The following is a 23,949-nucleotide window of genomic DNA, read 5'->3' as shown; positions in this document are numbered from 1 at the left end:
GTCTGATTTTCCATGACTTACCATTCGGCATCCTTACCCGCGAACATTGACATTGCCGTTATTGGCGCAGGTCCCCAGGCTCTAACCCTAGTCACTCACCTGCTACAAAAACGTAAGACAATGAAGGATAGGTTTTGGGTTTTTGATGGCAGTGGTAGATGGATGAATCGGTGGTTCCATCAATTTGCTGCCTTAGAAATCCCTCATCTGAGATCCCCTGCGGTACACCATCCCCACCCCAACCCTTATGCGCTGCGCTCTTTTGCCGAAAACCGGGAGTCGGAATTTTTCCCGCCTTATGATCTTCCCGGAACGCAGCTATTTCAGGAGTTTTGTCAGGATGTTATCCATCAGTGGGGATTGCCGGATAAGCTGGTTAGGGCTGATGTGAGTAGTCTTAAACCAACCACGGTTTTCAAACGCCCTCGATTTCGCCTAGAGTTGTCCAATGGGCAATCAGTCATCGCTCGTCGGGTGGTTCTGGCTACGGGTGCGGGGAGAAAGATTGTACCGGATTGGGTAGATAAGATGGCATCGGCTTATCCAAAGGACAGACTATGCCATGCTCAAAGCGTCGATTTAGGGAACGTGCAGATAGCCGGTGAGCAGGTGTTAATTATTGGGGGTGGGTTGACGAGTGGACATTTAGCCGTGGGTGCAGCAGCACGGGGAGCGAAGGTGATGTTAATGTCACGGCGCCGACTCCAGGAAAAATGGTTTGATGCTGAACCGGGTTGGTTGGGACCCAAGTATCTCAAGGACTTTTGGGCTGAACCGGATTGGCAGAAGCGGTGGGAGATGATTCAGGGGGCGCGAAATGGGGGATCAATGACGCCGAAAATGATGTTTCAGTTACGCCGCCTGGAAAGGCAAGGTATGCTGAGGTTTTATCCAGAATGCCAGGTGGTTGAGGCTCGGTGGCAGGATAACCAGTGGCAGGTTAAGTGTGATCAGGGTCAAGTTTATAAATGTCAACGTATTTGGTATGCGACTGGAACTGGCTTTGATGCCACCGTTGACCCGTTACTTAAGGATGTTATTGATTCATATCCGATACCTCTTGTCAAGGGTATGCCCGTTTTAGATGAGCATCTGCGTTGGTCAGGTTGTGAGTTATTCGTGATGGGAGGTTTAGCCGCCCTACAGATAGGACCTGTGGCACGGAATCTATACGGTGGTAAACTGGCGAGCGATCGCATCGTACCCGCCTTAACCAAGCCGACGCTGTATCATTCCTCTTCAGGCTGATTATCACCTGTCATCATTTTGAAGGGAGTACAGGTTCCGCCCAAACCTTCCGCGATCGCGCAGGTATTATGGGTGATCATTCCTATATAGGTTCCTGTGTCACTATTTTGGGCACCCAGACTACCAACAATCAATTTTTGTTCAGAAACCTTGACATCTGCTTCCCTCGCAACAGTCTCAATGGCGGTGGAATTGGTTGTGGTTTCCACAAAAATCGTGGGAACCTTGGCTTGTTCAATGGTTTCTACTAATTCCTTTACCCGTGCGGCTGATGGTGTTTCTTCGGTACTGAGTCCTTGCAAGGATTCCGCCGCCTCAAATCCATAAGCGTTGACATAATAAGCCAAGGCGTCATGAGTGGTGACAATTTTACGTTTTCCTGGGGGAATTGTTGCCACTTGCGCGTTTACCCAGGTATCTAACTGGTCGAGTTGGCTGGTTAACTGTTGGGCATTTTCTGCATAGAGGTCAGCCTGATCGGGATTAATCTGTGCTAGTTGGTTGCGAATCACCTCAACCATCGCCATACCGTTTTGCACATCATGCCAAACATGGGGGTCAGGAACTTTTTCCCCCTTATCTGCGGCATGGTTTTCTTCATGATCTGAGTGTTCACCTTGTTCCTTTTCCCCGTGATCATGGTGATGTGCTTCTCCCTCCAGGGGATTGGGGACAGCTTCCTCAAAGACAGCAACGATAGGGGCGGATGTATTGCTGGCTTCAATTAATCCCTCAACACCGGCTTCCCCATCATAGCCACCATAAAGGATCAGTTGTGCGGTTTCAACGGCTTTGCGGTGGGATGGGGTTGATCTGTAGGTATGAGGATCTTGGTTCGGGTCTAATAAACAATTGAGTTGAATGGTGTCCTGGGCAATTTCTTTGGTTAAATCGCAAAGGACGCGATGAGACACTACCACACTGGGTTTATCACCTGATACCGTTCCTTCACCTGTTGGCGAAACGGCTGTCTGGTTGGTTTGAACACACCCTGTCAGTGCGATCGCTAATGCCAACACCTTACTATTCCAGCCGTTCAGGGTTTGGCTGAATACATACTTTAGCATAGTCAAGCTCCTTTAACCGAGAGATCATTATAATGATAATCATTCTAATACTCTTGGATCACCTCCACCCCCTAGGATTGGGCGAAGCATTCGCGTTGGAATTTGAGTAGAAAACCGATAGATCTGGGCGCGAATGCTTCGCCCCTACTTCCCTATCCCTACCCAAGGCGCTTGGTGTGAAATCACGGGAATCATTATCCGATAAGCTGAAAGCAGAACTTGTTAATGGTAGTCATTCTCACAGACAGGTCATAATGCTCGAAGTTCATGATTTGGCGGTCAACTACCGAAATACCTGGGCAATCTCCGGTATTTCTTTTTCTATCCAACCCGGACAGTTAACGGTGCTCTTGGGACCTAACGGTGCTGGCAAAAGTACGATTATTAAGGCAATTCTGGGACTTATTCCTCTCACCAGAGGAGTGGCAACATTTCACGCCAAACCCCTGAAAAGTCAACGAAAACGGCTCGCCTATGTACCGCAGCGCAGCCAAATTGATTGGAATTATCCGGTTACAGTATGGAATGTCGTGATGATGGGACGCACGGTTCACACAGGCTGGTTTAGAGAGCCGTCTCGTCAATCTCACGAGATTGTTCAGGATGCACTGCAACGGGTCGGCTTGTTTGAGTACCGTCATCGTCAAATTGGCGAACTCTCTGGTGGACAACAACAACGAGTATTTTTGGCAAGGGCGCTGGCGCAACAGGCGGAGTTGTTTTTTTTTGATGAGCCGTTTGCTGGTATTGATCAAAAGACTGAAGAGATTATTTTTGAGATTTTTCAAGAATTAAAATTTCAAAATAAAATTTTATTAGTTATAAGTCATGACTTGGGAGAAACATTAGAGCAATATGACCAAATGTTGCTGTTAAATAAAGAATTAATTGCTGTGGGTTCAAGGTCAGAAGTATTGACAACTGAAAATATCAAAAAAGCTTATGGAAAAATCATGAGTCTTATTGTTGCATAATGTTCATCCCGATTTAATCACGGGTTTTAATGGGATATTAATAGCAAACAGGAAACCAAGAATAAGTGAGGTGGATGTGATGTGGGATGGGTTAATTGAACCACTCCAATGGGGATATATGCGTGAAGCTATAGCCATTGCGGTGCTGTTGGGAATTTTAGGGGCGGTTGTGGGTAGTTATTTAATTGTGCAACAGATGGTTATGATTGGTCATGTGATCGCCCATGCTGTTTTACCTGGACTATCCATTGCCTTTTTTGTGGAGGAGCAATTTCTGTCTCTGGGGGCGTTTATAGCCGGGACATTGAGCGCTTTAGTGGTGGCTGGCATTCATCAGCGATCGCGAGTCAAGGTGGATGCGGCAATGGCGTTAACGTTAACCAGTTTTTTGGGCTTGGGAGTTATCTTGATTTCCCTGTTAGAAACGAATCAATTCGACCTCAGTTCTATTCTCTTTGGCGATATTTTAGGCGTCAGAACCAGCGATGTCTGGCACACGCTAATAATTACAGTCGTCATTTTACTGTTGACCAAACTTTTTTACAAAGAACTCCTTTTCTACACCTTTGATCCCCTCGGCGCTCAAGCCAGTGGTTTACCCGTTACCACTATGTATTTCGGCTTCATTTGTGCCATTACCTTGACGATTGTCGCCAGTATGCAAACCGTTGGCGTGCTTCTGGTTATCTCCCTCCTCGTCGGTCCTGCCATTACTGCCTATCTTTTGGTCAAAGAATTGGATCAGATGATGGGATTGGGGGCAATAATCGGTGTAATGGCGGGTGTCACGGGTATGTATTTAAGCTATTACCTAGATTTACCATCGGGTTCGGCGATTGTCCTGGTTGTCTTTAGTTTCTTTATTCTGGCATTTCTATTCAGTCCCACTCAGGGAATTTTAACTGAACCCGGAACCTTCCGTTGGATTTCTAAAATTCTGCAACCCATAAAACTCTGGAGACGCTGATTCCCTTTTTTTGACCACTAACTCAGGTTAAAAATGAGATACTCTTACTCAGTTTCTGTTAGAGCAAGTTTTTGAATAGATTGAAAAATTAGCTCAAGCTTGGTCAAACCAGAAATATATCTATCGACTGACTCAACCTGCCGTAATATCCTCCTTTAGCTTGGCGTCAGCGATAACGGTTGATTGTTAAGGTGATAAAAGATAGAAAAGAGCCTTAAATCTCTTAAGGGAACATTCAATATCAGTAAAGGAGGACAACTCTACATGGATAGTAATAAGCAATTTTTGGATAAAAATAATCAACCTCTTGAACCCACTGCCAATCAACCCGATGAATCTTCTAACAATGAAGGTAAGGGTGTAGTCGGCGCTGGGGTAGTTGGTGCAGCCATTGGTGCTGTATTGGGTGGTCAAGTTGCTGGCAAACGAGGTGCCGTCGTGGGTGCTGTCACAGGCGCCGTAGCTGGTGGTTTGACCGCTAAAGCCACTCCTGAGGATGCACCTGATAAACTCAAAAGTGCTGCTGAACAGGCAGCCAATAAAGTGCAAGATGCGGCTGAACAAGCTAAGCCAGCTATTGAAAACGCCGCTAACCAAGCTAAAAGTGCTGCTGTCAAGACAGCCGACAAGATTCAAGATGCAGCCGAGAAGGCTAAACCTTCTATTGAAAGTCAAGCTGATAAAGCGAAAAGTGCTGCAATTGGTGCAGCCGATAAAGTTCAAGATCAAGCCGAGAAGGCTAAGCCATCGAGAAATCAAGATGGTGAGGTAGTCGAAGAACAAGAACAGATTATTGTTGAACCAACTTCAACGGTAATCGGGGCAAAACCTGTCACTGTTGTGGACAAGAACGTCGCAGAAACAGACGTGACGCCGATTGACGTTAAGCCAGAAACACCTGAATTACCTGAAATCGACAAGCCAACATTCTCCGTCCGGGACACAAAACGGTAGAATAAGCCTTCCTAACGGAAAAAGGGGAAAGGAATTCTGTTATTCTTTTTCCCCCTTATAGCAACCGCCAAGGATGTTAGGACGAATGGCACTGAAAATTTGCCTTGTGAGATCGCCAAAACCTTTGATATACCGTAGGGTGGGCATTGCCCACCAGCATACCAGTCAGTGACATTCATGTTAGGACTTGTAGAGACGTTCCGGTGGAAGGTCTCAAGAAGATGTTTCATCGGAACGTCTCTGCTCCCTCAGCTTCCCCATCACCCCTGCTACATCAGTCCCCGCCCTTTTTGGGCAAATTCATTAATGGTTTGCTCCGATAAATTGTGAGTTGTCATCGCATTCAATATCTCCAACGGTAGCGTCAGATGATCCGCCCCAGCGATTAAAGCCCCCGCCGCTTCTGCTGGTGATTTGAGACTGGCGGCTAGAATTTCCGTGGGACTGTCTTTGAGGATAGCTGCCATTTCTCTTACCAACGCCAAGCCATCCCCTAGTAAACGAGTGGCGCGATTCACGTAGGCGATCGCATATTTGGCTCCGGCTTCTGTTGCAACGGCGGCTTGGGCGGCGATGTAAATGGCGGTGACTGAACAGGGAATCTCTGGAGATAGATGGGCGACAACCTGAAATCCTATGGCTGTAGCCGGAACTTTCAATACTGTTTTTTCCCCAATAATCTCAAACGCTTTTCGTCCTTCTGCTACCATCCCCTGAAAATCGGTTGCCATGAGTTGATAATACAGTTCCCCCGGACTAATTGCCGCCAGTTGTTTCAGTGTCGTTTCTGGTGGTAAATCACTTTTGGCGAGTAGTGTCGGATTCGTAGTTATTCCCTTTATCCATCCCCATTTCTCTACCGTTTTCGCTTCACTGACTAATGCTGAATCCAAATAAATCATGATCCATTTTCCGTTACACCCATTCTAATTATCCGTCTTGCACCATCCACACCAGCATCCCTAGAAATTCTTCCACAGGAGGTGTAAGATTTTTTACTGCTTAAAGCTTAGAGCGGGGATCTATGTACCTCACTTACCACCAAAAGCGCTGTAAAATTAAGGACTTTCGTCTGTTTGATCCAACGAAGTGCTCGACTTGATTTCGGGAGCAATGGCTTGATTGTCCTGCATAACCCTAATCAGAAATCGCAGAGCTTCATTGACTGCCTCAGCATTAGGAAACATCTCTGCAACATCAGGCTCTAAGCGTACAGTTTTCCCGGCAAAACTTTTTCGTCCAGAGCCTAACTTTCTGACTCGTAAACTCTTTAAGTCGTATTCTGCTCGCAGATCATCTTCCATATCTGGCTTAACCCTCTTCATAAGCTTCTCGTTCAGCTTGTGTTACCACTCTTGCACTAATCAGGCGAATCAAATCTCCTCTTTCTGTATACGATACAATGAGTAAACTTCCCCGGTTTGATTCTCCAATAATAAGATAACGCTCCTCATCCTCAGAATGATCGGGATCGTAGAAGTCAACATAAAGCGGATCATCAAAAACGGTTTTGGCTTCCTCAAATGAAACTCTGTGCTTTGACAGATTTATTGCCGCTTTGTTGTCGTCCCATTCAAAATTCATAGAATGATTATAACATCAAGTATTTGAAGGGATTTTTAGTGCGATCGCCTATCGCAGTAGGTTGGGTTGACGCGCCGAAACCAAACATCCCCCATCCAACATCAACGCCAAATTTAGCGATCGCACAATGGATACCCAATTGAACTACAGAGACATCATTAAGGTGAATGGTACTGACTTACCATGCTGGTGGGCATTGCCCACCCTACGCTATATCAAGGGTTGCGGCGCTCCAACAATGCACGCTTTTCAGTGCCATTCATCTTTAAGGTGGTGCAATTAGGGTGAAGCCTTCGCTACTACCAAGAATGACGCGATCGCGAATCGGTAATACTGCCAAAGTTGACTCATCTACCAGTAAATACGCCGACGTTGACGCTAACTGTTTCAACGTAGTTGTATCCGCCGGAATCACTTGGCGATCGCTATAAAAATCTAAACTGGGACGCCGATAACCAAATGACGTATAAACTACAGTTTCTGGGGGAGTATGTTTCTGAATCAACTGGGCGACTGGTTTCACTGCAAAGGCTTCATTTAATTCCCAAACCCACGATGTAGACATCATCAACAACAACAACGTCACGTAAGTTCCACCCAATAAAATTGGGATAAATTGACGATTATGCTGATAAACGTGCCAAGCCGCTAAGCCCATTGTTAACGCCACAACTACGCCCATCATAATCAACACAGGCTGCGGATCTGCCAGGATAAAATAAACACATCCTCCCACCCCAGCAACTGCCATCAACCCTAAAAGCCAGACTAAAACTTGGGGATAATGCTTGCTTTTTTGCCATAAATGTGCTAAAAATACGCCAACAGTTAGAGCAAAAAAAGGGTATAACGGCATAATGTACCAAGGTAACTTTGTTCCCATTAGGGAAATCGTCCCCAGATAGCCAATCGTACCAATCAGTACCAGTTTGCCCCAACTCCTTTGACGATGATGCCAAGCTAACCCCAATCCGCCAAACCAAAACAGTAGCCAGGGAAAACTGTATTTGAGTAATTCCAGCAAATAATACCAAGGCGCACCCTGGTTTCCTTCCACCGATTCCGAGATGCGGTTCAACCCCTGCGCCTGAAAATGCACCTGCCAAAAGGTTTCGCCATAATACTGCCACTGTGCAATATACCACGCGATCGCAGGGGTACTCCCCAAGAGAATCCCTAGCCAAAAATAGGGATGTTTCAACTGTGCTAATTGTCCATCAGCTAAGAGAAACCCAAACGCTATAGCACCCAACAGGATCACCAAAATTCCTTTGGTTAACGTAATCAATCCCAGGCTAATCCCAATCCCAACCGCCCAACGCTTATCGTGACGCGCTTTCAGTAAGCACAATAGCAATAGCACAAAAAACAACACCACCGTACCATCCAGCATCGCCAGACGCCCATGACGCACCACAGGTAACAACGTCAAGTAAACGCTAGCCGCAAATACAGCAGGTAGACGTTGGGCAAAAAGTTCTCGCCCCAACAAATAGAGTAGCGGAACCCCACAAGCGGACAAAAACGCTCCCGGTAGGCGGGTGGTTAATTCTCCAATCCCCCATAATTTATACGAGAGAGCAATTAACCAATCCATTAACGGGGGTTTGAGCAGATAGGGTTCCCCCCCAAGCGTCGGATGAAGCCAATTCCCTGTACGATAAATCTCTCTGGCAATTAGGGCGCGAGTCCCCTCATCCCAATCTCGTAGCGGTACATTCCCGACAGACATACCTCCCAGGAAAAGGGCGGCTAAGGAAAAACCGATTAGCCAATGATATTCAGTGAAATTTAGTCGTCGTTTTGTCAAGTCTTTATCTCTTGACAGAAGAGGTGAGTTGTCTCTATTACCGACTCAATCTCTACCGCGTTCTTAACTCTGGAACTTATGCTCTAGTAATTATTAAACGTTCTTCGGGTGTCCAACAGTTCTAGATAAGAGATTGGCACCACTATGGGCCACATAATGGTAGCAATGACCAAAATCACCCAAGAGAAAAACTTATCCTTTGAGGATAAGCTGTCATCATGTTGCATGAAATCTAACCATCGGCTGAATAAGATCGGTAGCATGACCAGGTAAAATGCGACTAATCCGATAAAAACTGTTTCCCACATACAAAACCTCAATAGCTTGACAATCAATTGGGTGATGAGTGACTCCTCAATAAAGGAAACTCACCAAACCTAAGCTGTATCTTCTTTCCCACCACTGCAGATAGGATGTCCTTCCCTAAAGCACTTTCACACCAACAGAAGACTAAGCTACTCTTTATGCTAACTTTTAGGAGGTTAAATTGCTTTGTCCGATTGACGCTAACTGATAAAGTTTCTCTGTATCAGAATAACTAATACTTACGTACTAAATTAGCCGCCGTTTGTTGACCATCACAGGACGACATCCAAAACATCTATCTCTACAGTGGTGTACATTATATAGTATAGTAGTATCAAAAAAAATATGTGGATGGGGATAACCTGATGATTCGTGCCGTGTTATCCGCCCTAGGCAAAACTTTACGAGGACTAAGCTTCACTCCGTAGAGGATGGTGGCTGCTCCACCACCTCAGTAATTGAACTCAATCCTTTTTGTTCCAACTTTCTTAACAATCCCTGCATGATTCGCCGCACCATCCAGGGTCCCTCATAGACTAATCCTGTGTACACTTGAATCAAACTGGCACCGGCGGTGAGTTTTTCCCAAGCATCCTCGGCGGTAAAAATCCCACCCACACCGATAATCGGTAGTTTCCCCTGGGTTTGCTGGTGAATAAAGCGAATCACCTCTGTCGAACGCTCCCGCAAAGGCGCACCACTAATTCCGCCTGCTTCTTCAGTCACGGGTTTACCGGTTGCGGCGATAACTTGAGTTTTGAGCCTATCCCGGTTAATGGTTGTGTTGGTAGCAACAATCCCCGCAAGCTGGTAAGTTTGAGCTAAATGAACAACATCTGCGATCGCGTCCCACTCCAAATCCGGTGCAATCTTGACTAAAAGCGGCTTTTGCCCAAGATTATCCTGTTGCAACGTCTCCAAAATGATTTGCAGTTGCTCAGCATCTTGCAGCGATCGCAATCCGGGTGTATTGGGTGAACTAACGTTAACCACAAAATAATCGCCCCAGGGCTTAAGCAGGCGGAAACTAGCTAAATAGTCCGTTGCCGCATCTTCTAGAGGTGTTACCTTAGACTTACCCAGATTGATCCCCAAGGGGATCGGCTCAAAAGGCTGATGCGCGATCGCTCCTAATCGTTGAGCCAATGCTTTTGCCCCTCGATTATTAAACCCCATGCGGTTGAGAACGGCTCTATCTTGGAGCAATCGGAACAACCGGGGTTGTGGATTTCCGGGTTGGGCTTCAAAGGTAACAGTTCCCAGTTCAGCAAAGCCAAAACCAAAGATCCGCCAAATTCGAGCCGCTACCCCATCCTTATCAAATCCGGCGGCTAAACCTAGAGGATTGGGGAATTTCAGTCCCCACAGTGTTTGTTCTAAGCGAGCATCACTTAGGCAAAAGGCTTGGTGCAATTGAGAGGAAAGCCAAGGAGTTGAGGAGGATTCATTAGTACGGTCTAGCCAACCTAATAAGTGTATCGTTTGTTCGTGCGCCCACTCCGGGTCTGCCTTCAACAGCGAAAATAGAATTGGGCGAATGGCAGATTGGTAAATATCAGTCATTGGTCTTATGTCCTTTGTCATTGGTCTTATGTCCTTTGTTTGCTCCCCCAGTTCCCCCAGCTTCCCCATTCCCCATTCCCCATTCCCCATTCCCTGATAACTGATAACTGATAACTGATAACTGATTATGGGTCAGCAAAATCTACCACCCCAAAACGATCATCCATTTGTTGCCCTAGGACGAGTGTTGGAGACATTGCGGGAAGAGGAAAATACTGACGTGTTGATCGAGACTACTCTAAATTACCTGCAAACGGAGTTTGATTACCACCTAATCTGGATTGGGCTTTATGATCGCTTAGAGCATCGCTTATTTGGGAAAGGGGGTATCGCTCAGACGGCGGATACCGATTTTTTGAAGCAGCGATACAACCTGCAACCGGGGGATCTTTTAGAACAGGTAGTAATCCAGCAGCGCCCGATCACCCTTCCAGATATTCAGAAAGAAAGCCGAGCTGGAGAATGGCGCCGAATTGCCGAAAACTTAGGCATTCAGGGAACATTGCTGTTGCCCTTGCGAGCCAAGGATCGATGTTTTGGCATAACCTTGTTGGGTTCAAATCAGTGGGGTATCTCTCCCCAACCTGAAGACAAAGCCCATTTATCCATGGTTTTGGGGGGATTAGCGACGGCGTTACATGAAATAGAAGTAAATTGGCAACAATCAGCAATTAAACGCCCCGATAAACCCCTTTTTCAAGCCCTCGATGAGCTGATCAAATTGCCCAAGGTGGTTCAGCGTCTGGATAAATTGGTGTCGATGACCCAAGATTTTATCACGCCCACACGCACCAGTATTTATTGGTATAATCCGCAGCAACGCTATTTCTGGCATCGGGTGGGCAATCGCCAATCTCTCCGCAGTGTGGTAGGGTCACGAGGCTCGACCGCAGGTCTTACTGTTGCTGAAGCCACTGACTTTTATCAGGCGCTGGCTAGGGGTCAGTTAGTGACGATTGGAACCAGTAGAAGCCAACTCAAGCCAGAAACCACAAAACATATCCTAAATCGGCTGCGGACTCGTTCATTGATGGCAGCCCCGATTCAAAGCCAGGGGGAACTCTTGGGTTTTGTGTCGGTAGAAGATGATGCTCCTCGGATTTGGGAGCGGGCAGAACGGAACTCTATACTAGCAACCGCTCAATTAGTGGCGCTGGTGGTGAGTTGTGAGGAACTAGAATCTCAAGTTCAGTTAAGCATAAAGGATAGCCAGTTGGTGGCAACGATTGCTCAGACAATCGCTTCTAGCCCCACGACTGAAACTGCCCTCAATGATTGTGGAAAGCTGATTTGCCAGCATCTAAGAGCCGATCGCTTTTTAATCCTACAACCTGATCCCTCGGGTCAGTTCAACCTCGTATTTGGCAAACAACCGTCGAATCGCCGTCCTTGCCCATCACCCCTACCGCCTCTTGAGCCAGAGGTGCAGGGGTGGTTGAGTGAACAAACCAAAATGGTGGCGATTGAAGATGTAGAGGCAGATGGGCTACTGATATCCTGGCGGGACAGTTTCACTCAACTTAATGTGCGCTCTGTGCTGCTGGAGTTCTTGTCTATTCCAGAACATTCCCCCAACTCACCCAGCTTCCTGTTAATCATTGGTCATGACAGTCCCCGGACATGGAACCGTAATGAACGGGATTTTGCCAAAACCATTGCCCAACTCATCCATCTGCTGCTGACTCTTTCGGGTGAGTTGGATAACGCCAAACGTTCATTTTTGGCTCGCCAAACCCTGCAGTCGGGATTATCCCTGCTCAACTGTTCCTCCAAAGAGCCGGTGCGCTTTGAAAAGGCTTGGATTAATTATGTGGCAAAGCTGTTGGAATCTCCTCTAGTGGCGCTGCTAACCTGGACTCCCCAAATTCCTTGGGCAACGGTAACGACTGCCGTTGTTGCTGATCCCAGTTTGGCTCTCCCCCCAGATTTAACGATTCCAGTAGCAACCAACCCCTTGATTCAAGAGGCTCTAGCTACGCCGCATTTCTGCTGCTGTTTGGTCAGGGATCTGCCTGATTCGATCCGTCAATGGTTTAATAGTCCCGATATTGGTCAAATCTTGGTGATTGCGTTGCATCAGGGTAAAACCTCAGCCACGGGATTGGTACTGATTGCCGAGCGCGAGGAACGGACGTGGTCTGAAGATATGTTATCGGTACTCGAAACCCTAACCCAACAGTTTACTAGCTTGCGTGAGTATCGCTATCGTTTGATTCGGCAAACCCAAGATCGGGAAGATTTGCAAGCTCTAAACTGGTACAAACACCGATGCTTAGAGAAATTGTATCAGTCTGTGCAAGAGATGAACAATGGGTTACTGGCATTGGACTCTCAAAACACCTATCCGGCTGAAGCGACGCAGTATGTTACTAATTCTGCTTTACAAAAGATGCGTCGTCAGCAACTGTTGCATCAGTTAGAAGACGTTCTGGCGGGATTGAATCCGATCCTCAAGCAAGAACAATGGCAACTCACGACTAACCTACGTCCCATACAGTTGTCAACCTTGTTGAAGCGATCGCTGCGACAGGTTGAACCGTTTTATCATCAGCGTCAACTGGTGCTGAATATGCATAATGTGAGTCAGTTTACCATTTATGGCGATCGCCTTAAGCTAGAATGCATTTTGTTAGAGTTATTGCTCACCATTGGCTTACATTCCCCTGCCGGACTTTGGATTCATCTGTGGTGCTGTCCCTTGCGTGCGGATGTCAAGCCCACTCTGCGCTCAACTTCACCTTATCCTTTATTAGAGTTACTGATTTGTGAAAACAGTTCTCTGGAGGAGTGTCAGCAGGCTCTCACCGCTTCACCAAAAAAATCCTTGCCCAGCTTAAGTATGAAAATTTGTCAACAGATTTTGCGAAGTTGGGGGGGCGATCTCCTCTTTTACCAAACTCAAGTCCATGACTATTTGATCCGGTTACTTTTGCCATTAGAACAGAATCACAAGTAAATTTGGTACGATTTTGGCGATCGCGGCTTAAACATTAAAAAGCTATGACTCTCAGATTTATCAGCCCGAAAACTGACTTTGCTTTTAAAAAAATATTTGGCTCAAAAGATAGTAAAGATATCCTAATTAGCTTTTTAAATGCCTTGATTTATGAAGCCAACCCCGTGATTCAGGATTTAGAAATCATTGACCCCTATAATGCTAGGGATGTGGTTGACCTAAAAGATAGCTATCTGGATGTCAAAGCCTTACTGGATAATGGCTCAACTGTGCTAATTGAAATGCAAGTCCTCAACCTAGCCTTCTTTGAGAAGCGGGTCATTTATAACCTGACAAAAACATACGGAAATCAATTAAAATATGGTGAAGGATACTCTTACCTTAAACCAGTGATTGCCTTAACGATTACCGACTTTCCCATGTTTAATCAGACGCAACGGTATCTGACCCGGTTTAGCTTGAAAGAAAAACAGGAGTTATTTGACTATCCTGATCCAGAAATCGAGTTAATTTTTGTAGAATTACCGAAATTCACGAAAACACTGGATGAATTAGAGAGTTTAACGGATAAATGGATTTATTTTATTAAAGAGGCTCCCAGTTTGGAAGTGATTCCCCCCACATTTAGCCAACTTCCAGAACTAGATAAAGCGATGAATATCGCCAATCAAGCGAATTTGAGTGTAGAGGAAGTGGAAAAATTGCGTAAGCAAGAAATGTTCCTGGAAGACCAACGGGGAGCGATTGTTAAGGCAAAGCAGGAGGGACGGCAAGAAGGGTTAGAGCAAGGAATCCGATGGATATTCCGTTTTCTGGAGCGACAGTTTGGGTCAATTCCGCCAGAAATTAGTCAGCGGATTCAAAAGTTATCGGTTGAACAGTTGGAACGTCTAAGCAATGATGTTTTTGATTTCAACAATTTAGAAGAGTTATCAAGTTGGTTACTCGAAAATGGGTGATTTTGAGCGGGAATTTGTCCCAATGTCTTTGTTTGAGGGTTGGGGAACCAAGCCCCTACGCAAGCCCCTAGGGGGTTGGAACATTGAGACGCCAACCGGGTTTGACGACTTGACGCGATCGCGCAATTACTAGACAATCATCTGGTGTATTTTCGGTTACGACTGAACCCGCCGCTACTGTGACATCTTGACCCAAAGTTACGGGTGCAACAAGGACACTATTGGAACCCGTCTTCGTGCGATCGCCGATTTGGGTGCGATGCTTTTGTACCCCATCGTAGTTGGCGGTAATCGTTCCCGCACCGATGTTCACCTGATTCCCCAATGTCGCATCCCCCAGATAAGAGAGGTGGGCGATATTCGTGCGATCGCCAATTTGAGTGTTTTTCAGTTCCACAAAATTCCCCACCCGACAGGACTCCCCGAGGGTTACATGACCTCTAAGATGGGTATAGGGTCCGATTCGGCTATTCTCTTGCACCACAGAATCACTCACCACCGAATACAGCGCCGTGACATTTTTCCCTAATCGACTATTTTCAATCAGGCTTCCCGGTCCAATCCGACTCCCGGAACCAATCACCGTTTTTCCCCGCAGATGGGTTTGGGGTTCAATAATTACATCCGGTTCTAATTCTACCGTGTCATCAATGGTAATACTATCGGGATTAATTAACGTTACTCCTGCACTCATCCACCCTTCCTTCACCCGCTCCTGTAAAATTTCGTAAGCTTGGGCTAACTGGTTGCGGTTGTTGATCCCTAAAATTTCCTGGTAGTCCTCCACATCAACCGCCATTACGGGTTCTAGTTCATGAATCGCATCAGTTAAATAATATTCTTGCTGGTCATTATTCGTTTGTAGATTTGGCAGTATTTTTGCCAATTTCTGCCAATTGAAACAATAGACTCCCCCATTAATCCGACGGTTCTGCTTTTGTGCTGTGGTGCAGTCTCGATCTTCCACAATCTGGGTGACCAGATTTTGACCATCACAAAAAACTCGCCCATATCCTTGAGGATTGGGGAGTTGCGCGGTTAAGAGGGTAGCGGCATTTTGATGGGTTTTATGGGCTTCTAATAATTGTTGCAGCGTTTGGGGGCGCAATAGGGGAACATCGCCATTCAAGACTAACAAATCCTCAGTAAATCCCTCTAAGTAGGGTAGGAGTTGTTGTACAGCATGACCGGTTCCCAATTGTGCAGTCTGCTCAACAAATTCGATATCCTGGAACTGGGCGAGAGAATTTTTCACAAGTTCTGCTTGATAACCGACAATCACAAGACACCGCAACGGATTGACACCAAGACAACTCTTGAGAACTCGTTCCACCATTGACAAGGAACCCAAATTGTGACATACCTTGGGCAAATTGGATTTCATTCGTGTCCCGCGCCCTGCTGCTAAAATCGCGACTGCAACCATGATTGTGATAGGGGTGATCTGCTACCGAATTATAGATTTTTGCTAACTGATAATACCATAGTATGTTATACCTAGTCGGACAGAATTAAAGTTGACGGTTACTTTATGAAAAATTTCCACCATGGTTACCACACCTGTTTCGATAACGGCACCAAATGCGAGTTCGTCAATCTTGGCGGCGATTAATTCCAGTACCTGGGATTCCGGAAAAATTGTTCATCTATAGAAATATGGAAAATGAGGGTGACTTGATCACACTTAAGCAATCAGGAGTCCCCGAAGCAGCAGGAAGTAAACACCGAAATGCCACCAATATAAGTGTTTTGGATAGGTTGTATGGAGCAGCAGTCTACAGTGAGTAACACAAAACCATCGGATGGAGTCGTATTAGAACCCCAAACCGAATCGACGCTATTTGATTTCCGTTGGTTTTTCCAGCTACCCCCTATGTTAAAGGGTATGGGAGTGAGTCTAGCCGCCTGTAATACTGTGGTGATCTCATTTGGGCTTTATTCTCTGTTGAATGCTGTTCCATCCAACCCTGACCTTGACCGATTAGAACGGGCGAGGGCAGAATATGATGCGGGAAATTTTCAAAAGGCGATCGCACTAGCTAAATCGATTCCCCGTGAGAGTGCTTTATACCAGGATTCTATCACCAGCCTGAAACGGTGGCGGCGGGAATGGCACACAGCAGCTGCTCAATACCAAGCCGCTGAACAAGCTCTGAAGGAGAAGCGATGGCGAGATGTTTTGGAAGCTGCTCGCCAAATGGATGGGGTACACTTCTGGCGGCGTAAAGCTGAGTCACTGGTTGAACAAGCCAAACCTGAGTTAGAAGCTGAAGCGAAACAATTACTGGATCAAGCTTACGCCAAAGCTCAAAACAAGGATTTTACCGAAGCTTTGAACTTGCTCAAACAAATTCCCCCAGAGACAACAACGGCGGCTAAAGTTCAACCGAAGTTAGCTGAGTATGAAGAAAAACAACGCATTAAAGCAGAATATCTTTTACAACAAGCCTATAACCAAGCCGCCAAACGAGATTTTAAAGGCGCGTTGAACTATCTGTCGCAGATTCCACCAGGTACATCTGTCTACGAGACGGCTCAAATTAAGATGGCTGAATATTCGCAAAAGCAGCATTTTAAGGAAGAAGTTGAGAGAACCGTTCAACTGGCGAGGATGGAGTCAGAGGAGCCAGAGAAATCATCTGAACCTTTTTCTACAGAACCGTTCATCTCTACCGAAACGAATGAAAAAACATCAGAACTTAATCCCGGAAACCAACTACAAGAGGTTACGCCTTAAGTCGGTGGGAAAATTAAATCTCTCCCTCTACTCCCCCTGTTCCCTCCCTTCACCACAATACTGATTCAGCAAGCCCTACTTATAACGACTGTTTAACCCGAGTGAAACGTTTCTCCATCTCTTCTAATTCTATCGCCCCGGTGAATACCTCCCCATTCATGACAAAAAAGGGAGTCCCAGTAATTCCCAAACTCTCAGCTAACTGAATATCCTGACTAATCGCCGTTTCTGCTGCTTGGCTATTGCGATCGCGGTTAAATTGGTCTACATTTAATTTCAAACCCTTGGCTGTTTCAATATAAAATAATTCCCCTAGTTTTTCCTGCTGAGTAAACAGCACATCGTGATACTCCCAAAACTTCCCCTGTTGAAACGCCGCCCATGCTGCTTTCGCTGCTGAGATAGCTTGGGGATGAATTGAGGCTAAAGGGTAATGCTTATAGGTCAACGTTACCTCATCCTGATGCTTTGCCATAAACCGTTGCACCGTGTTATGCGCCCTAGCACAATAGGGACATTGAAAATCGGAAAACTCCACCATGACAATCTTGGACTGAGACGCCCCCGTGGTGGGTGACTCCCCAATAACGGCTTGAGGATTCATTTTGAGTTCCTTAACAAACGCTTGCTGGGCTTGTTGGAGTTGCTGTTGGACAAGCTGCTGATACGCCTGAACGGATTCTAGAATTACTTCTGGGTGTTCGCGAATAACTTGCAACACTTGTTCTTCAAATTGGGGACTAACTGGGTTAGCGGCTTGAACGGGTAGAGAAGAGCCGAGTAAGGTAATAAAAAGGAGCAAAAGTCCCACAATTGTCTGAGTCAACCGGGAAAGATGAGAGAGCGCGATCGCACAAAGCCGAAATGGGTACATAATTTAGATGGTCTATGGTTCATCATTCATTGTTGATTGTATCGGGCGGGCAAGAGGTAAGATTCAGTTTATAGGGAATACTGCGAGCACCGTTCCGTTCGTTCGTAGTCGGCGCTTTAGCGCACTACAAGAAGATATAACAACCGCCAAGGTTAAACAATCTCAGATGGTTCTGCAAACTCCAACCTCCGCCAAACGCCAAGAACCCCTAGTTACCTGGGAAAAGCTTCCCGACGATTTTATCCTGCCTGATGATCCCGTGGAAAACATTCAACAACCACCCCTCGCCGCCGCAGTGACAGACGCCTTAGGTGCAGCCAATCGCCTGAATTCGCAAATGTTAATCGCTTCTAATTTTGGGCTTGTGGCGACGGTAAATCGGAGAATTGTGGTCAAAGCACCAGATTGGCTGTATGTACCCCAGGTATTACCGGTTGCAGAAGGCGTAATTCGTCGCAGCTATACCCCCAATCGGGAAGGAAGTCCAGTTGGGATAGTCATGGAGTTTTTGTCAGAAACGGAAACAGGAGAATACTCAGTACGACCAACGTTTCCCTATGGGAAGTTGTACTTCTATGAGCAAATTCTGCAAGTTCCCACCTATGTCATCTTTAATCCCCTAGAACTAATCCTAGAAGTCCGTCGGTTACAAGATAATCGATACCTATTGCAACAACCCACAGCGGAAGGACGCTACTGGGTTCCTGAATTAGGGCTATTTTTAGGTATCTGGTATGGCACTCGATTAGGCTCAACAACCCATTGGTTACGCTGGTGGGATGAGTCTGGGAACCTGTTGCTGTGGAGTGCGGAACAAGCCGAACAGGAACGTCAACGCGCCGAACAAGAACGCCAACGCGCTGAACAGGAACGCCAACGCGCTGACGCGATGACGAACAACCTAGAGGAAGAACGGCAACGCAATCAGGCGTTAATGGCAAAATTGCAAGAGTTGGGAATTGATCCCAACACTTTGTCCTAACGTATCGCGCTTTAATTCTGAGTCAGAAACGATAGTCGTGAAAAGAGCCCCTACACATTGGTCGGGGCGGGTTTAGTTGCATTTGGGTGAGGTAAAAAACGATAGTCGTAAAACCCGCCCCTACGGACGCAATGCAAGAAGCGTCTCTAAAACTTTAACCTGTTCATTCATTAATATCGCTGATCCGCCGCAGATTCAAAATATCGCTCATCTTTTTAATTTGAGCGAAACTCTGCTGCAATTGTCCGTAATCCCGAATATCGATACACAAATCAATCAGCGCGGGTTTACCGTCTTGAGTTTTCACCTGAGCTTTCCGCACATTGATATGATGGTCACTTAAGCGGGAGAGAATATCCTTCAAAACTCCGACTCGATCCAACACTTCAATTTGAATATTAATCGGATAGGTTTGGGGACGCCCACTCTCCTGATCCGTCGGATTCCAACTCACTGGAACTAATCGATCTCCCTCAATATTTTCGACATTGGGACACCCTTGACGATGAATCGAAATTCCCCGCAATCGGGTGACTGTACCAATAATGGGTTCGCCGGGAACCGGGTTACAACACCCAGCAATCCGATGCATTAATCCCTCGACGCCCGCAATGGGTTCGCCTTTAACCGTCCACTGATCACTCGCCGCTTTCGCTGTCGGTAGCGGTGGAACTAAATTTTCTATTTCTTCGGGTTCAATTTCCAGAGGTTGTGAAGCTTTCACCGCATCGCGCAACCGATTGACCACTAAATTCAGGGTGACTTCTCCATACCCCAACGCCGCCATTAAATCTTCAGAATTCTGATAGTTACAGCGTTCGGCGACGGATTGCATGGGTTCCGATTTGAGCAAGGATTCAAATCCATTTTTACCCAGTTCCTTCTCCAGCAATTCTCGACCTCGCGCCACATTTTCATCCCGGTGCGATCGCTTGTACCATTGGCGAATCCGGTTTCTAGCACTGGGGGTGACGACAAAGTTTAACCAATCTAAACTGGGGTGACTATTTTTCTGGGTGATAATTTCTACAATATCCCCATTTTTCAACGGCGTATCCAGGACTCGCCACTGACCATTAATTCTCACCCCAGCACAGTGATTGCCAATCTCGGTGTGAATCCGATAGGCAAAGTCTATGGGGGTTGCGCCCCGACTCAGGGATACCACATCTCCATCGGGGGTAAAGACGTAGACATCATCGTCAAATAAATTATCCTTGACACTTTCAATATATTCATGGGCGTCTTTCAGGTCATTCTGCCATTCCAGCAACTGCCGCAACCAGGTAAACTTATCATCGTCGTCACCAATCTGGGTCGGATCAGAACTCCCGGTTTCTTTATACTTCCAATGTGCAGCAATCCCATATTCGGCAATTCGATGCATTTCCAGGGTGCGAATTTGCACTTCGATGGGACGCCCATGGAAGCCAATTACCCCTGTATGTAGGGACTGATAACGATTGGGTTTCGGTAAGCCAATATAATCTTTAAACCGACCTGGAATCGGTCGAAAGGCATCATGGATGACAGCTAATGCGCGATAGCACTCTTCGTTGGTCTCAACGATGATCCGCATCGCGGCTAAATCATAAATTTCGTGAAACTCCTTGTTGCGGCGCTGCATCTTCTGATAAATTCCATAAAGATGCTTAGGACGACTACTCAAGTCCATACATTGAATGCCCATCTCCGTAAGGCGCTCTCGCAAAATCTGCGAAACTTGGGCTAATCGTTCCTCCCGGTCTTGACGCCGTTCAGCGACCAGTTCCTGTACTTTGCGATAAGCATGAGGTTCAAGATACTTGAAGGATAAATCTTCTAACTCCCATTTAAACCGCCCAATCCCCAAGCGATTGGCTAAGGGGGCGAAAATCTCGCGGGTTTCCTGGGCGATCGCACGCTGTTTTTCTGGCTTAAGATGTTCTAGTGTCCGCATATTATGCAAGCGGTCTGCCAACTTCACCACTATCACCCGGATATCCTTCGCCATGGCGAGGAACATACGGCGGAAGTTCTCGGCTTGGCGTTCGGTTTTACTGGAGAAGTTAAATTTAGAGAGTTTGGTGACTCCTTCGACTAAATGGCGTACCTCTGCACCAAATATTGACTCAATCTCCTCGAGAGTGACATCCGTGTCTTCGACTACATCATGGAGTAAGCCCGCCGCTATCATGGTACTGTTGCCGCCTAAGTCTCTTAATAAGCCAGCAACTGCCACAGGATGAGCGATATAGGGTTCTCCAGAGGCTCGATACTGTTGTGAATGAAGTTGATAGGCAAATTCAAACGCCCGCACCACTAACGCCGCCTCATCCGGCGCTGATGGGTCAGAGGTGGCAGAGGCTGTTGATAAACAGTCCTGCAACCAGTCGGGAACGTCTAGGTTATAGGTGGTGGTTAGGACAGTTGCACTCATAATTTTTTCCCTGATAGATTTATCAATAATAAGGATGGTTGAACGGTAATGGCAGTAAGATCTCTATTTAGTGGTATAGTTATTGGCTTTTGTGAATTCCAGAAACGGGTCAAAATTCCCTAGACTATCCGTATAGTAATTAGACCTAGATGAGAAATAGTAACATGAACTACCAAATATCTATCCTTTGGATTCGGTACACAAGCAACATGTCGCTTCTGTCACGGACTTTATTTCCAGGGAAATCTTGAATAACCAAAGGACTTGGTTGAAGCCAACACCCTAGGTTTTTTGCAGATGGTTGTCAATAGCGGGTTGCTAAGACAGCAAGTAGCAACTGTTTTAGAGGAAATCCGTTTTGGCAGTACCACACCACCATTACGGCTCCTCTTCACGTTGGTTGCTCTGAAATGAGAATACTAGCTGACTTTCAGACTCAAACCTGATCCTCAGCTTGGTGGCAAATTCTTGCATTTATAAACAAAAATACAAGATTCTTTACGTTTATTCTAGACCAACCTGTCTCATAATGTTAGTCCCCTCCCAACGGCAATCCTATCAGGACTTTCAACAAGTCCTAGAGACCCTGCACAAGAGCACCCAGAGTCAAGAGTTAGACAAAACCGAGATCCAGGAGCGTTTCCAGGCGGTGAAACAGCTCTTTCAAGGGCGAATTATCACGCTCAATCCCGATGAGGTCAATGAGGAACAAGTCTCAGCATGGCAGTCTAGGCAAACCGAAATCCATAGACATATCCGACTGCTAGAAACCGATATACTAATGTTGCGGACGGCGCGACATTCTGCAACTGTTCAGTCTAGGGTGGCTATCATCCGCGATCGCTTGAACACCCTGATCCAATACTGTGGTGTCATGCTTCAACTGTAGCGCTCTCGTCCAGTCCTGTCGAGGGGGGCGTTTTGAGTTTTGAATTGTGTAGGGGCGGGTTTTACCATTATCGTTTCTTGCCACCCAGATGTAATTAAACCCGCCCCAACCCTGTAGAGACATAGAATGCTACGTCTGAGTTTTGAGTTTTAATAAGGACAGGTGCTTTGAGGAAGAAAATCGGTGCAATGTCCCAAATGTAGAAAAGTCCCACTCTTAGACGGCTATTTAGAGGATCAGTTTGCCGTGAAGTATTGCCAAGAGTGTAAAGGCACTTGGATTCCTGCCAAAGAGTATGAAGCATGGCAAGCCCATCAACCGTCTGCTCAGATAATGCCTGAGCTTCCCCCGAAATCATTAAATGTGAATTTTGTCAAGTCACCTTTCGATACCAAAGCCGCATTATGTCCAGAGTGCCAGCGCTATCTCTCTCGCGCTAAAGTTAATCTCAAGACGCCCTTTTATGTGGAACGGTGTTCTCACTGTCGCGGGATTTGGTGCGATTACGGGGAGTGGGACATTCTAGAAAGTTTGGGACTCCATACCGTAATTGAGCAACTGTTTACCAACGAATGGCAGAGTAAAGCACGAGAACAGCACCTTTGGCAAAAAGAACGCCAAGCCACGGTTGACAAATTAGGGAGTGATTTAGCGGCGCAGGTGATTGAGTTGGGGGAAAAATTAGCGGAACATCCCAATGGGGATTTTGGTGTCGCTTACCTGATGCGGCGCGTCGGCGGAAACTGGCAACGACACAATCCGAAATAGGTTATTGATAATTTATGCAAGCGAGTCGCCCGCCCCTACCGATTGTTAATCACCGATTGGCATCAAGAACTTCAATCATTATACAACTAAAATGGTTGAATAGATTTAATAGTCATCAATACTTCACATCATTATGATTCGCCTGCCTACCCAATCCAATCCCCCACATTCTCCCCGGCAAACCTTGCCCACAATGTACGATTTGCCCAGTGATAATCCGGAGGACCCTGGATTGCCCGATGAGTTTCACTTTTTTCAACCGCTCCTACTCCTTTTAACCTTTCAACCAACCCATTGGAGTTGGGAGCAGGTGTTTTCTGCCTGTGATTTAAATCTTTATTACGATTTAGTTGAGGGGAATTATCAACGGGTGAATTTAACCGATAATCGGTTTTTTATGCCGGAGTTAGGGTTAAGCTTAGGATTGTGGTCAGGACGATTTCGTGAGATTAACGCACAATGGTTGCGATGGATGACTCCTTCAGGAGAGTTGATTCCTACGGATAATGAACAAGCGATTCTTGCCGAAGAAAGGGCTAACACTGCTGAAGAAAGGGCTACCGCCGCAGAAGAACGCGCAATCGCTGCCGAAGAACGCGCCCAGCAATTGGCGCAACGGTTACGAGAATTGGGCATTGATCCAGACAATTTGTAGGATAACCTCGAACGCGGCAAAAACAACGATCGCTTCGACTTTCTTTGTCATGCTACGTCTCTACAGTGGGGGCGGGTTTAGTTCAATCTGGGTTAACCCGAAACGCTAATGGTAAAACCCGCCCCTACAGAAAAATTTTTCTTCCTGTTAGGTTTAACCGCAACTGGGTATCTGGAAAAATCAAGGGGTACAGCACTTTCTAACACGGTGTAGTAATGTAAGTATTCAACCGAACCT

23 protein-coding genes are annotated in these 23,949 nt (G+C 46.3%); 12 read left to right on the top strand and 11 right to left on the bottom strand.

Translation table 11 applies throughout. The features are described from left to right. Window positions 1-12 precede the first annotated feature (12 nt). Window positions 13-1,248 carry an FAD-dependent oxidoreductase gene (locus tag RIM23_RS13770; protein ID WP_446367817.1) on the top strand — a complete coding sequence of 412 codons (1,236 nt, stop codon included), beginning with the start codon at window positions 13-15 and terminating at the stop codon, window positions 1,246-1,248. Here RIM23_RS13770 and RIM23_RS13765 read toward each other — a convergent pair. Then, a complete protein-coding gene (locus tag RIM23_RS13765; RefSeq protein ID WP_446367816.1) occupies window positions 1,230-2,315 on the bottom strand; it encodes a metal ABC transporter solute-binding protein, Zn/Mn family in 1,086 nt (361 codons plus the stop codon). The two genes, RIM23_RS13770 and RIM23_RS13765, sit on opposite strands and share 19 nt — an antisense overlap. 254 nt (window positions 2,316-2,569) lie before the next feature. Here RIM23_RS13765 and RIM23_RS13760 point away from each other — a divergent pair, with 254 nt between their 5' ends. The 3 genes from RIM23_RS13760 (at window position 2,570) to RIM23_RS13750 (ending at window position 5,210) form a co-directional block, all read left to right on the top strand. Further along, complete coding sequence (locus tag RIM23_RS13760; protein ID WP_446367815.1) at window positions 2,570-3,289, top strand: metal ABC transporter ATP-binding protein; 720 nt, start codon at window positions 2,570-2,572, stop codon at window positions 3,287-3,289. A 79-nt stretch (window positions 3,290-3,368) separates the two neighbouring features. Further along, entirely contained in the window at window positions 3,369-4,256 is an 888-nt protein-coding gene (locus tag RIM23_RS13755) for a metal ABC transporter permease (RefSeq protein ID WP_446367851.1), read from the top strand. 264 nt (window positions 4,257-4,520) lie between these two features. Beyond that, window positions 4,521-5,210 carry a YtxH domain-containing protein gene (locus RIM23_RS13750; protein ID WP_446367814.1) on the top strand — a complete coding sequence of 230 codons (690 nt, stop codon included), beginning with the start codon at window positions 4,521-4,523 and terminating at the stop codon, window positions 5,208-5,210. A 269-nt stretch (window positions 5,211-5,479) separates the two neighbouring features. Here RIM23_RS13750 and RIM23_RS13745 read toward each other — a convergent pair whose 3' ends face one another. From RIM23_RS13745 to RIM23_RS13715, 7 genes are all read right to left on the bottom strand, one after another. Further along, window positions 5,480-6,112, bottom strand: coding sequence for a transaldolase family protein (locus tag RIM23_RS13745; protein ID WP_446367813.1), 633 nt, complete (start codon window positions 6,110-6,112; stop codon window positions 5,480-5,482). 156 nt (window positions 6,113-6,268) lie between these two features. Continuing rightward, entirely contained in the window at window positions 6,269-6,535 is a 267-nt protein-coding gene (locus tag RIM23_RS13740; protein ID WP_446367812.1) for a hypothetical protein, read from the bottom strand. After that, window positions 6,522-6,794, bottom strand: coding sequence for a BrnT family toxin (locus RIM23_RS13735; protein ID WP_446367811.1), 273 nt, complete (start codon window positions 6,792-6,794; stop codon window positions 6,522-6,524). Before RIM23_RS13735 ends, RIM23_RS13740 begins: the two co-directional genes overlap by 14 nt. Window positions 6,795-7,059: 265 nt before the next feature. Next, window positions 7,060-8,604 carry an ArnT family glycosyltransferase gene (locus RIM23_RS13730; protein WP_446367810.1) on the bottom strand — a complete coding sequence of 515 codons (1,545 nt, stop codon included), beginning with the start codon at window positions 8,602-8,604 and terminating at the stop codon, window positions 7,060-7,062. An 83-nt stretch (window positions 8,605-8,687) separates the two neighbouring features. Beyond that, window positions 8,688-8,912, bottom strand: a complete 225-nt coding sequence (locus tag RIM23_RS13725) for a hypothetical protein (RefSeq protein ID WP_446367809.1) — start codon at window positions 8,910-8,912, stop codon at window positions 8,688-8,690. Between the two features lie 415 nt (window positions 8,913-9,327). Then, window positions 9,328-10,473, bottom strand: a complete 1,146-nt coding sequence (locus RIM23_RS13720) for a quinone-dependent dihydroorotate dehydrogenase (RefSeq protein ID WP_446367808.1) — start codon at window positions 10,471-10,473, stop codon at window positions 9,328-9,330. Then, window positions 10,466-10,612, bottom strand: a complete 147-nt coding sequence (locus RIM23_RS13715; protein WP_446367807.1) for a hypothetical protein — start codon at window positions 10,610-10,612, stop codon at window positions 10,466-10,468. Before RIM23_RS13715 ends, RIM23_RS13720 begins: the two co-directional genes overlap by 8 nt. On the opposite strand from RIM23_RS13715, the gene RIM23_RS13710 reads away from it, so the two are divergent. Next, complete coding sequence (locus RIM23_RS13710) at window positions 10,601-13,429, top strand: GAF domain-containing protein (RefSeq protein ID WP_446367806.1); 2,829 nt, start codon at window positions 10,601-10,603, stop codon at window positions 13,427-13,429. The genes RIM23_RS13715 and RIM23_RS13710 overlap by 12 nt on opposite strands. Window positions 13,430-13,473: 44 nt before the next feature. Continuing rightward, window positions 13,474-14,388, top strand: coding sequence for an Rpn family recombination-promoting nuclease/putative transposase (locus RIM23_RS13705; RefSeq protein WP_446367805.1), 915 nt, complete (start codon window positions 13,474-13,476; stop codon window positions 14,386-14,388). Between the two features lie 67 nt (window positions 14,389-14,455). Here the strand turns inward: RIM23_RS13705 and glmU are convergent, their stop codons facing one another. After that, window positions 14,456-15,814 carry a bifunctional UDP-N-acetylglucosamine diphosphorylase/glucosamine-1-phosphate N-acetyltransferase GlmU gene (gene glmU, locus RIM23_RS13700; RefSeq protein ID WP_446367804.1) on the bottom strand — a complete coding sequence of 453 codons (1,359 nt, stop codon included), beginning with the start codon at window positions 15,812-15,814 and terminating at the stop codon, window positions 14,456-14,458. A 155-nt stretch (window positions 15,815-15,969) separates the two neighbouring features. On the opposite strand from glmU, the gene RIM23_RS13695 reads away from it, so the two are divergent. Both RIM23_RS13695 and RIM23_RS13690 read left to right on the top strand, forming a co-directional pair. Beyond that, window positions 15,970-16,176, top strand: coding sequence for a hypothetical protein (locus RIM23_RS13695; RefSeq protein WP_446367803.1), 207 nt, complete (start codon window positions 15,970-15,972; stop codon window positions 16,174-16,176). Further along, the gene (locus RIM23_RS13690) at window positions 16,169-17,125 is read left to right on the top strand and encodes a hypothetical protein (RefSeq protein WP_446367802.1); all 957 of its coding nucleotides are present in this window, start codon (window positions 16,169-16,171) and stop codon (window positions 17,123-17,125) included. The genes RIM23_RS13695 and RIM23_RS13690 overlap by 8 nt, the downstream gene beginning before the upstream one ends. A gap of 79 nt (window positions 17,126-17,204) precedes the next feature. Here RIM23_RS13690 and RIM23_RS13685 read toward each other — a convergent pair whose 3' ends face one another. Further along, on the bottom strand, window positions 17,205-17,999 hold the full coding sequence (locus RIM23_RS13685; protein WP_446367801.1) for a DsbA family protein: 795 nt from the start codon (window positions 17,997-17,999) through the stop codon (window positions 17,205-17,207). A 166-nt stretch (window positions 18,000-18,165) separates the two neighbouring features. Here RIM23_RS13685 and RIM23_RS13680 point away from each other — a divergent pair, with 166 nt between their 5' ends. Beyond that, on the top strand, window positions 18,166-18,981 hold the full coding sequence (locus RIM23_RS13680; RefSeq protein ID WP_446367800.1) for a Uma2 family endonuclease: 816 nt from the start codon (window positions 18,166-18,168) through the stop codon (window positions 18,979-18,981). Between the two features lie 163 nt (window positions 18,982-19,144). Here RIM23_RS13680 and RIM23_RS13675 read toward each other — a convergent pair whose 3' ends face one another. Beyond that, window positions 19,145-21,400, bottom strand: a complete 2,256-nt coding sequence (locus tag RIM23_RS13675) for a RelA/SpoT family protein (protein WP_446367799.1) — start codon at window positions 21,398-21,400, stop codon at window positions 19,145-19,147. 529 nt (window positions 21,401-21,929) lie between these two features. Here RIM23_RS13675 and patD point away from each other — a divergent pair. From patD to RIM23_RS13660, 3 genes are all read left to right on the top strand, one after another. Continuing rightward, complete coding sequence (patD, locus tag RIM23_RS13670) at window positions 21,930-22,289, top strand: heterocyst frequency control protein PatD (protein ID WP_446338263.1); 360 nt, start codon at window positions 21,930-21,932, stop codon at window positions 22,287-22,289. Between the two features lie 183 nt (window positions 22,290-22,472). Further along, complete coding sequence (locus tag RIM23_RS13665; RefSeq protein ID WP_446367798.1) at window positions 22,473-23,057, top strand: zf-TFIIB domain-containing protein; 585 nt, start codon at window positions 22,473-22,475, stop codon at window positions 23,055-23,057. A 133-nt stretch (window positions 23,058-23,190) separates the two neighbouring features. Beyond that, window positions 23,191-23,712, top strand: coding sequence for a hypothetical protein (locus tag RIM23_RS13660; protein ID WP_446367797.1), 522 nt, complete (start codon window positions 23,191-23,193; stop codon window positions 23,710-23,712). Window positions 23,713-23,949: the final 237 nt, after the last annotated feature.

The organism is Coleofasciculus sp. G3-WIS-01 (assembly GCF_040223135.1).
Lineage (GTDB): Bacteria > Cyanobacteriota > Cyanobacteriia > Cyanobacteriales > Coleofasciculaceae > Coleofasciculus.
Note: the sequence above shows the minus strand (reverse complement) of the source record. Positions and strands in the feature narration are given on the sequence as shown.